The sequence below is a fragment of the Streptomyces sp. NPDC048417 genome, from assembly GCF_040651615.1.
Lineage (GTDB): Bacteria > Actinomycetota > Actinomycetes > Streptomycetales > Streptomycetaceae > Streptomyces.
The window spans coordinates 1-10,034 of sequence record NZ_JBEZKI010000075.1 but is presented as its reverse complement, the minus strand read 5'-3'; the positions used below and the strand labels follow the sequence as shown (position 1 = coordinate 10,034).

Here is a 10,034-nt window from a genome sequence, read left to right as displayed (position 1 = left end):
CCACTGCCTCCAGAAACACGAACTGTTCGACGAACAGACCGCGTTCCCAACCCAACTTGCCACCGCAGCTTGACACTTAGCCGCGTGAGGTGTCTGCACGGCCTGTCGTCGGGGGACTTCCTGCCCGCTCTTGAGCAGTTCCTCGGCTCGTCAGCCGGTCTCTCGCCCGCGACGGTGACCCGCCTGACTACACAGTGGCAGGCCGACCACACCGCCTTCCAGGACCGAGACCTGTCCGCCACGGACTACGTCTACGTGTGGGCGGACGGCGTGCACCTGCGGATACGCCTGGAGGAGGCGAAGGCCGCGGTGCTGGTGCTGATGGGCGTGCGCGCGGACGGCACGAAGGAGCTGATCGCGATGGCGGATGGCTACCGCGAATCCTCCGAGGCATGGGCGGGGCTGCTGCGGGACTGTGCCCGCCGGGGCATGCGCGCTCCGGTCCTGGCCGTCGGCGACGGTGCGCTCGGCTTCTGGAACGCACTGAACGAGGTGTTCCCCGACACCCGCCACCAGCGGTGCTGGGTTCACAAAACCGCAAATGCGCTCGACGCGCTGCCGAAATCTGCCCAGCCCGCGGCCAAGCGTGCGATCCAGGAGATCTACAACGCTGAGGACAAGGAGCACGCAGTCAGGGCCGTCCGCGATTTCGAGCGGGTCTACGGGGCGAAGTACCCCAAGGTCGTCAAGCGGATCACGGACGACGAGGACGAGTTGCTGGCGTTCTTCGACTTTCCCGCCGAGCACTGGATCCACCTGCGGACCACCAACCCCATCGAGTCGACCTTCGCCACCGTGCGACTGCGGACCAAGGTCACCAAAGGCGCCGGCTCTCGGGCGGCCGCGCTGGCCATGGTCTTCAAGCTCATCGAGTCCGCCCAGGCCCGATGGCGGGCCGTGAACGCACCCCAGCTCGTCGCTCTCGTCCGCGCTGGGGCCCGCTTCGAACGCGGCCAACTCGTCGAACGAGCCGAGACCCTCGCGGCATAACCAAGTCCCACCGCAGAAGGCATGAAATCTGCCTGAATGGGGAGTCGGTCGTCCGCCTGTTCCTAAAGGTCCGCTACGAGAAGTCGGTAGCCGACGTCCAATGTTTCGCGGTCGAGCAGGTCAGCATGCCGTTCGTGCCACAGGCCGGAAGACAGCTCGCTGGACAGCCGGGTCAGGCCCGGGCGGAGGACCTCTTCGCCGGTTTGGGCAAGCATCGAGATGCCTGCTCGAACTCCCGGATCGAGGTATGCCTCAGGTCGGCGCCAGAATGCAGCACCGAACCCGTCGATGCAGTCGTGCGGGATCAGGACCGTCTCGATGCGGGCGCCTCCCAGCAGCGCAACCAGCCGGTCGATCAGGACCGCCCGTGTGTCGACGACCGCAGCTGCCTCCGGCAGGTACTCGTCCAGCAGCCAGAACCTGCGGAAGATGGCCTGGTCCCACGTGAAGATGACGACGCGCTGCCGCGCGATCCGAAGGAGTTCCCCGATGCCGGCTTCCAGGTTCGTCCAGTGGTGCACGGTCAGCAGGGCCATCGCCGCGTCGGCCGAGTCGTCGGCGATGGGGATCGACTCTGCGGATGCCTGCAGGGCCTGCGCAGATCCGGCGGGACGTTGGGCGATCATCACCGCACTGGGTTCAACCGCCAGCACCGTTTGCGGTGGTTCGTAGGAGCCGGTACCAGCACCGACGTTGATGACAGTGCCAGCATCGCCGAGCGCCTCGTGGATCTTGACACCGATCCGGTGGTCGGGTCGTCGCGTGTGATTGTAGGTCGCACCGATGCGGTCATACGTCGTCACGACGGACAGTATGCCTCGTCACTCGCCACCTACCGTTGTTGATGAGCCAGCCACAAGTATTGACAATTTCTCGACAGCACCCTCCGGGGCGACCTAATTGCGAAACGACACTGCGGGATGGACGGACTCCGCCGCAGGAACCTTCAAGCGGCGCGGACTCCACGATGATCTGCACCCGGTGGCCGAGTGGTTGCCTCTCGTGTCGCAGGTACCAGCACATGGCACGTCAGTGTCATCCATTCCTTCGCCCCGGAGGGCACTGTCCGTACCGTGAGACCGCGCTCGCAACCGTTTCGGGCCCTGTTGGCGGCGGAGCGGGTCATACCGGGCAGAGCGACTCTACAGAGAGTCCCGTAAGGGTGCCGTGACGCGGAGTCGTCAGCGGGGGTCGGTGTAGCCGGGCAGGCCGAGCGGGACGGGGACCAGGGGACGGGAGTCGTCGGGGGCGTCGATGAGATAGAGACGGAAGTGCTCGCCGTCCTGTGGGCGAAAGATGACTTCGGTACCTGCCCCGTTTCCTGTTTTAAGCGCTGCGATGGCCTGTCGACCGTTTTCGGCGGTGACTTGGGCGTGGAACAGATGGACGGGGCCGATGTCCAAGGTGTGGTCGCCAACGGTGACTTCGAAGCCGGATGGGCCGAAGCGCAGGCACTGGGCCTGAGGGCCGAGGACGGTCCGGAGGGCTGGGGAGTCGAGTCCGTTGAGGGTGATGGTGACAGTGCGTGCCGATCGGTAGGCCACGCAGCGGCCCTCAATGAGCAGGCGTGCGATCCGCAGGTCGATGCGCTCCTCGCCGCTGTAGGTCAGGGGCGCGGGGAAGTACGACTCGCAGTGGTGCTGCACAACGTCCAAGTCCGAGAGGTAGGACAACAACTTTTCAACTTCGGTGTTGTCCTCGTGGGTGCCTGTGGCGGACAGTCTCCCGGAGCCGACCCTGGTGCCTTTGACTGTGATGCAGAACGCCCCGCCTTTCAGGATTCGTTGATGCAGCCGAAGTACCTTCATCGCCTCGGCCGGCTCTCGGCCGTTGAGATCGAAGGAGTAGCGGATCGTTCCGTCGACGCGTTTGTCGAACGGGACGAGCATCTGCAGGCGGGCGCCGTGGATTTCGGCTTCCAGGGAGGCTCCCAGCTCACCGGAGCGCTGTGTGATCAGGCGTCCGGCGTAGCGCCCGGTCGTCACCCCTTCGGAGTTCAGGAATTCGACCTCGGCCGCGGCGGTGGCGTCGGATGGTGCGGCGTAAGGAACGGGTTGCCAAATCACTCGGACGTTGCTGACGGTCTTCGACAGCCACTCCGGGCCGTCGATTGTCAGGCTGGCCACTGCCTCGGGAGGCAGTTCGACCTTCTCGGCGATCCCGTAGCCCAGGGTCCGGGTGAAGGCGGCGGTCATTCCTGCGTCCATGGCTTCGGGGCGTGTGGTCAGAGTCAGTCTGACGGGGCTGACCTCATGGGCGAGCGTGTGCTGCGGGCGCAGGGTCTGGATGACGGTGTCGCCTCGCCGCTGGAAGTCCCACGTCCAGTCGGGGTCGATGTTGTCGGCTCGGCTGCCGAGGGCTCGGACGCGTTGGATCAGGTCGTCTCCATCGACGAGAAGTGCTTGTTCACGCCCGAAATCCTTGGCTGCCTCTCGTGCTTGGTCGCGAGTGAAGGTGGCCTCCAGGCACGGGTGGGAGGCGAAGCCGTTGTCGAGTGCTGGTCGATCCATGACGGTCACTTTCACCGTCCGGCCGACGGAGAGTTTGTCGACGAAGGCGCGCTCCGACGGGGTGAGCGTTGTGGGGACCACCAGAGTCCATTTCACCGGATCGTGCTGCATCGCACGCTGGAACGACTTCTTGATCGCGGTGCGGCGTCCTCGATAGGAGCCGGGAAAGCCGTCAGGGTGATACTTCAGCTGGAAGATCCGTAGCCCGTCCTCGGTGCTGACCCGGACGTCGATGCCCTCGTCGCCACCACGCCCGTTGACGGCGATCACCCTGCCGTCGTACATGCGGTGCAGGAGTGCCTCCACATGCCGGTCGAAGGCCACTTGCCCGATACGGTCCCAATCGATTGCCACTCTGCGTACCTCCCGTGTGACCGCATCCTCACACAGGCGTCTGACATGGGAGATCAAGTGCCGGTCGTCGTCGGAACTTGGAGGCGGGGCCGAGGTGGCTGCGCTGTCCAGGTCGCGCCCCGGATTCGTGTGGTGGGTGAGGGAAGGCTGTTGGTGAGCCGGGCTGCCGAGGACGGGCCGCGCACGCCGGTGTCTACGACGGGCACGTCGAGCAGGAGATGCGTCGGCGGATGAACGAGTTGATGCCTTCAACGACAGTGGTGCGCGAGGTGTCCGCGACCTGGCAGGCGTGTTGAGTAGCCAAGACAGGCCAGGCGCTTAGAAGGCGCCTGCTCTATCCACTGAGCTACGGGGGCTGACCTGGGTAAACGCAGCCTCTCGGTGCTGTCCCCCGGGACGCGGGGGACGCATGGGGGAATCGCTGATTCCTGGTGGCCGGGGGACGTGGGCGCTCTCCGGCCGGGCTGTACGTACCTTCTCACAGCACCTTCACGTCTCCGGGGCTTCTCGCGGAAACAATCCCGCACCTTCTTGGCGTTGGTGATCACTGAGCCGAGGAGGGGAAGGTGTCGGGCCTGAAGCTGTTCCGCACGGACGCGACGAATGGCGGCGTGACCGAGGTCATGCCGCGTCTTGCCGAGGTCGAGGCCGATGTGCAGGGTCTCGTCGAGGCGCACATGGAGACGCTGCTGGGTGTCCGGTTCCTGGCGAGCGAGTACGGCACCGGGCCGGTGCACGGGGGCCGGATCGATTCGCTCGGGCTGGACGAGAACGGCTCGCCGGTGGTGGTGGAGTACAAGCGCGGCACGGATGCCGGCGTCATTAACCAGGGCCTGTTCTACCTGGCGTGGCTGATGGACCATCGGGCCGAGTTCGAGCGTGCGGTCCGTGACCGGCTCGGGGTGACGGCCGCGTCCCAGGTCCTGTGGAGCGGCCCGCGCCTGATCTGCATCGCTGGCGACTTCACCCGCTATGACGTGCATGCCGTGCGTGAGCACCGGCGGTCGATCGACCTGGTCCGCTACCGGCTCTTCGGCGACGGCCTGCTCGGGCTTGAGACCGTGGCTTCCGTGAGCGGTGGCATGCCGGTGGCCCGCCGGGCACGGCGGCAGGCGGTTGCCCGGGCAGCGGTCGGCGTGGAGGGCGCGGCGATGGGGGAGCTGGCGGGTGCGGTCGACGAGGTTTTGCTCGGGCTCGGGGACGGCGTGAACCGGGTTGACCGCAAGACCTACCGGGCGTACCAGCGGCTGCGGAACTTCGCCTGCCTGTGTCCGCCGCAGCGGAGCAAGTTGCTGGTCTACCTGAAGGTCGACCCGAAGGACGTCGACCTGGTTCCGGGCTTTACCCGGGACGTGTCGGGTCTCGGGCACCACGGGACGGGTGATCTTGAGGTGCAGCTCCGTACGGTGCGGGACGTGGAGCGGGCGCAGGATCTGTTCCGGGCGAGCTACGCGGCGGCGTGATCGGATGCCGCTGCCTGTCTCCTGGCGGGCTGTGCTTCGTGCTGTGTCTGCGGTCGTGGGCGGGCGCCTTTCGACGGGCGGGCAGGGCGTGGCGGTGGACTGTCTATGGTGCGCGGGATCGCCGGTTTGGCCAACCGGCGATCCCGCGCTATGTTGCCCCGCCCTCGTGCGTCGGTGGTCAGCGTGAACGGCTGGCCGCTGTACCGACTGCACTGGCCGCGACGGGCGCAGTGGCTGGCGGGCTGGTGGTGAGGCTGGTCTTTCGTGCGCGGCCTGCGGGCTGGGTGTGGCGGGTGCCGGTGTCGTGGGCGAGCGTTTCGGAGATGTCGGCCAGCAGTGGGCTGGGGGTGTACGGGGATGCCGTGACGGTCCAGGTGGGGTGGTCGATGCTGGGGCCGGACCAGAGGGTCCAGGTGGTGAGGGTGCTGTTCGGCTGGTGGGCGGCGAATGCGTCGAACCGGCTGCCGGCGTCCCGGGAGGGGTTCGTCCACCGGATCCAGCGTCCGTCGACGGTGTGCTCCCAGCCGGCGTCGGTGAGGGGTTGGGTGGCGGCGGTGACGGTCTTCTCGGTGACGGGGCTTCCGATGGCGGTGTCCCATGCGTCGCCTGTGGCGAGGTGGTGGAGCAGGGTCTCCAGTACGGGGGCGGGGGTGGTGCCGGTGGCGGTGAGGTGCCACATCCGGTCGGAGACGGGCGTCTCGTAGGCGGCCACGGTCCAGGCGGCCTCGCGGGGGTCTGCTTCGTGGACGCGCTCGATGCGCAGGGTCTGGGACTCGTGGATGGCGTGTGTGGTGTCGTCCGACCAGGTCTGCCATTTCTGCCATTTCCCGTGAGAGTCGATGAACGTCTCCAGGAGCGCATCGTGGTCGCCGGTGTCGGCCAGGTAGACGGGGACTGTCTCCAGCGCCGGGCGGGAAGGTTGGGCCTTGGCCGTGGTGACGTCGAAGACGGAGCGCGCTGCGATGGCGGCGCGTTCGGTGTCGGTCAGGGGCGCCGGGCCGGGGCGCATCGCGGCTGCGTGGACCTTCTCGAAGGCGAGCAGTGCCTCTGCGGGTGAGTCGAAGGTGTCGGCGATCTGGCGCAGGTGGTTTTCGCCGTGGAGGTAGACGGACTTGCCGCTCCGGTGAAGGTATGTGCCGACGGCGACGGTGGTGTGGCCGTCGTGGGCGTGGGCGTGGATGAGGAGGTGGCCGTGGCGGATGTTGTCGTGGATCTTCTGCGCCTGGTTGGAGACCTCGCGGATCTCGCTGCGGGTGTACCACGGCATCGGGTAGTTGGCCCAGGTCCATTCCTCGTTCATGGCCTCCTGGAGCCGAGGGGTGCTCTCCACGGTGATGCCTTCGGCGCGCAGGCGCTCGGCTGTGTCCTTGGCCCAGTGGGGCTCCTCGTGATCGATGCGGGCCAGGACCAGGACGTTGGTGGCGGCGACGCTCCACTCGGCAGCCTCTAGGGCCATGAGGGCGAGGTGAGCCTGGCTGCCGGTCAGGACGGCCTGGACGGCGCTCGGGTGGGTGGGGTGGGTATCGAGGCGGACGTGGGCGTCGATGGCGGGAGTCATGTGGGGGTTTCGTCTGTTCTGCTGGTGGCCGGGCCTTCGGGTCCGGCCACCAGCGTTTGCGGGTGCTATCGGGCTGCTCGCACGGGGCGGGTGGCGTGCGCGGCCGTGGTGGTTGGTCGGCCGGCGCGTGTGGTGGGCGCCGGTCGCCGAGGTGGAGGCGGGCAGCAGGGGGGTGTGGTGGCGTGCTGCCAGCGGGTGCGGACGGCGCCGATGTCGGCGAGGGCGCGTCGGGCGCCGAGGACGAGCTGGAAGGGGGTGTTCGCCGGGTCGCCGGCGAACGCCGTGATGCGCTGGCCGGTGTGCTCGGCGGTGGTCAGGAGGGAACGCTGCAGGGCACGCTCGCCCCAGTGTTCTACGGATCCCGCCGGTTCGGCCAGCATCCGCAGCACCTCACCAGGATCGCTTCCGTCGTCGAGCAGGCCGCGCTGCTGCGCTTCCCACAGGACGGTGACGGGGTCGACGGGCTCCTTGCGGCGGGCCAGGGCGTTCAGGCACTGCCACAGGCCGGCGTGCAGCGGCACGACGAGGTCGCCGGGGAGCAGCCAGGGGACGGCGTCGATGCCGGCCGGGTAGGCGGTGGCGGTCGCGAGCAGCAGCCGCTCTTCCTCGATTGCCTCCAGGTAGTCGGGTGCTGCGGGTGGTGGCGGAGCCGCGGTGCGGGGCAGGACGCCTGCGCGTGGCGGGAAGCGGGCTGCGATGTCGTCCACGACCGTGGCGAGCGCGTCGGCCTCGGTGAGCACCGTCTGGACGGGGTGGGGGAGGGAGGCGTCGTGGACGGTGTGCACGAGGCGTTCCGCGGCTGCCTCAAGGCGGCGGCGGGCATGTTCGGCCTCGACCATCCGCGCGTACGCCGGGGCGTGGCGGGGCCAGGGACAGACCTGGACGAGCGCGTGAAGGTCGGAGGCGGTCAGCCCGCGTGCCTGCTGGCGTGCCGTGGTGAGCACGAGATCGAGCCACGTGGCGTTCTTCGCGTGCTCGTCCGGGTCGGGCGGCGGCAGGGCGCTGATCGCGGCGAACAGAGCCGTGTGCGCTGCGGTGGAGAACGAGTCGGCGGTGATGCCGGTCAGGTCACCGAGGCGGTGGGGATCGAGGAGGAGGGCTCCGAGAAGGGCCTGCTCGACGTGGAACACCGGCTGCGGCGGCGCGCTGGCGTAGAGGTCGTGGTCTTCGTCGGGTTCGGGAGTGTGGGGCATCAGGCGGCGAGAGTGAAGTCGTCGGGGTCGAGGCGGACGCCGAGGTGCGGGGCGAGGAGATGGCCGGCGAGCAGCGGCGGGACGGCGTTGCCGATCTGCGAGAACTGCTGGCCCTTGTTCCCGGCCCAGGGATAGTCGGCCGGGAAGGTCTGCAGGAGGCCGGCCTCTTGGGCAGTGATCCGGATCGGCTCGGGAACGGCAGGCACATCGGCTTCTGAGGCCGGCGGTGAGGCGGGTTCGGCGACCCAGGTGCACTCGTTGGCCCGGTGCCCGAAGAACAGCGTCCCCGCCGGCTCGGACAGCGGACGGACGGTGGCGTTGGCCTGGCTGTTGCTGCGCAGGGACCAGGACCAGCGGTGGGCCTCGGCGGTGAACATCGGCGCCTGAGTGTCGGCGGCACGGCTCTCCTGTGTGCTGCGCTTGGCCTCCCGGCTGGCGCCTTCACGACGGGACTGCAGGACCATCCCGTCCGGCCGGGGTGTCCAAGTGCCGCGCTCCCGGGCGTCGGACAGCGTCTTGCGGGAGCCTGAAGGGAACGGCTCAGGTCCGCCGCCGGGCCCGCCGCCAGCGCACATGGTGGGGACGGGCCGGTCGGTTGCCCCCCACCCCAGGGCCTGGGCCATGCTGACCCAGCGGGCGCGGCCCGGACCGAACAGCGATTCTGGCTCGGCGACTTGGGAGTGCGTGGGCGTGGGCGGCTGCGCCGTGCGGACCCGGGAGGCCAGGAGGATGGCCCGCTTCCTGGTCTGCGGGACGCCGAAGTCGGCGGCGTTGAGGATCCCGTACCAGACCGAGAACCCCCACCCGCGCAGCACGGCCGCGTACTGCTTCCACAGGGGCAGGACGTCCGGGACCTCCTCCATGGCGACCCAGTCGGGCTCACCGACCGCGTTCAGCGCGTACAGGTAGCGCATCGGTTCGGCGGCGAGCAGGGAGCGCTCGTCACGGCACGCGGCGAGGAGGCGCTCGCGGGTGTCGCGTCCGGCGGCCAGGTCCTCGACCGCCGTGTGCACCAGCGGCTGGTCGAGCAGGCCCAGGCGCTTGCCGGCCATGCTCCACGCCTGGCACGGCGGCGAGGCGATCACACCGTGGGTGCGGCCGACGAACGGCCAGGTCGGATACCGGGCCACGTCGGTCCGGACCGTCAACTGCCCCGCCGCAGAACGGGTCTTGCACGCCCACGGATCCCATTCCAGCCCGACGTCGCGCGCGCCCAGGACGTGCAGGGCTCTGCTCCAGCCGCCCGGCCCCGCGAAGAGGTCGAGTATCACGTGGCCAGCCCGAAGCCGTCCTGCGTCAGTGGGTCGGCGTCGCCGCGGCAGGCCCAGGGCGAGCAGCCGTCCTCGACGCCGTTCTCCAGGACGTCGGCCTCGTCCCTGCTGATCTGCTGGGCGGCTCGCTCGGCCGCGGTGACGTGGTCGATCGGCGCCTGGCTCAGCGGGACGCGGGAGCGGTGGAGGAACGCCTCGCCGAGGAGCCGGCTGCCCGACGCGTTGGCACGGGCATTGCCCTGCCGGATGGCTGTGTCGAATTCGACGACGTCCGCCCACTCGGACGGAGAGGTGTCCCTGATATGCCGCCACTGGGCATTTCCGTGGAACGGACACCCCAGGCAACTCGATTTCGGGGTATCGGCCAGCCCGAGCGAGGTCAGGTAGCGCATACAGTCTGCTCTGCTCCAGGACATGTCCAGAAGCGGGTGCCGGTTGCGCATGTACTTGACGTCAGCGTCCTTGGCCCGATGGAATTCATCGGTCGAGATTCCCACCCACTGTTCGACGAACACCCCCTTCGGGATGCGTGTGGGATAGGGGTAGCCGAGCAGTTCGCGGACCTTCTGCTTGATCGGCTTCACCTTGTATTCCCCGGTACTTCTCTGCACTTCACTCTCACGGGTGAAGGCGGGTATGTGACTCGTCAAAGGGCCTCCGAGGTGGATGAGATGGGGTCAGGGATGGTGGATCCG

7 protein-coding genes and 1 pseudogene are annotated in these 10,034 nt (G+C 68.4%); 2 read left to right on the top strand and 6 right to left on the bottom strand.

Annotated elements, in window-relative coordinates:
• Positions 1-93: 93 nt before the first annotated feature.
• Positions 94-990, top strand: a pseudogene (locus AB0D59_RS50900) (IS256 family transposase); the annotation flags it as partial.
• Positions 991-1,052: 62 nt separating this feature from the next.
• Here AB0D59_RS50900 and AB0D59_RS50895 read toward each other — a convergent pair.
• Positions 1,053-1,793, bottom strand: a complete 741-nt coding sequence (locus AB0D59_RS50895) for a methyltransferase domain-containing protein (protein ID WP_362579985.1) — start codon at positions 1,791-1,793, stop codon at positions 1,053-1,055.
• 378 nt (positions 1,794-2,171) lie between these two features.
• On the bottom strand, positions 2,172-3,854 hold the full coding sequence (locus AB0D59_RS50890) for a hypothetical protein (RefSeq protein WP_362579983.1): 1,683 nt from the start codon (positions 3,852-3,854) through the stop codon (positions 2,172-2,174).
• A gap of 566 nt (positions 3,855-4,420) precedes the next feature.
• Here AB0D59_RS50890 and AB0D59_RS50885 point away from each other — a divergent pair.
• Positions 4,421-5,317 carry a DUF5655 domain-containing protein gene (locus AB0D59_RS50885; protein WP_362579981.1) on the top strand — a complete coding sequence of 299 codons (897 nt, stop codon included), beginning with the start codon at positions 4,421-4,423 and terminating at the stop codon, positions 5,315-5,317.
• A 178-nt stretch (positions 5,318-5,495) separates the two neighbouring features.
• Here the strand turns inward: AB0D59_RS50885 and AB0D59_RS50880 are convergent, their stop codons facing one another.
• The 4 genes from AB0D59_RS50880 to AB0D59_RS50865 all read right to left on the bottom strand — a co-directional run bounded on the left by AB0D59_RS50880 (position 5,496) and on the right by AB0D59_RS50865 (position 9,923).
• The gene (locus tag AB0D59_RS50880; RefSeq protein WP_362579979.1) at positions 5,496-6,875 is read right to left on the bottom strand and encodes a DUF317 domain-containing protein; all 1,380 of its coding nucleotides are present in this window, start codon (positions 6,873-6,875) and stop codon (positions 5,496-5,498) included.
• Between the two features lie 65 nt (positions 6,876-6,940).
• Entirely contained in the window at positions 6,941-8,068 is a 1,128-nt protein-coding gene (locus AB0D59_RS50875; protein WP_362579976.1) for a DnaB-like helicase N-terminal domain-containing protein, read from the bottom strand.
• Positions 8,068-9,339 (bottom strand): DNA cytosine methyltransferase, encoded by a 1,272-nt coding sequence (locus AB0D59_RS50870; RefSeq protein WP_362579973.1) that lies wholly within the window; start codon positions 9,337-9,339, stop codon positions 8,068-8,070. Before AB0D59_RS50870 ends, AB0D59_RS50875 begins: the two co-directional genes overlap by 1 nt.
• A complete protein-coding gene (locus AB0D59_RS50865; protein ID WP_362579971.1) occupies positions 9,336-9,923 on the bottom strand; it encodes a hypothetical protein in 588 nt (195 codons plus the stop codon). Before AB0D59_RS50865 ends, AB0D59_RS50870 begins: the two co-directional genes overlap by 4 nt.
• Positions 9,924-10,034 lie beyond the last annotated feature (111 nt).

What these genes read in the sequence shown, in the direction of transcription:
- AB0D59_RS50880 (WP_362579979.1), bottom strand. Translation starts at nt 6,875, where the DNA reads ATGACTCCCGCCATCGACGCCCACGTCCGCCTCGATACCCACCCCACC.
- AB0D59_RS50875 (WP_362579976.1), bottom strand. Translation starts at nt 8,068, where the DNA reads ATGCCCCACACTCCCGAACCCGACGAAGACCACGACCTCTACGCCAGC.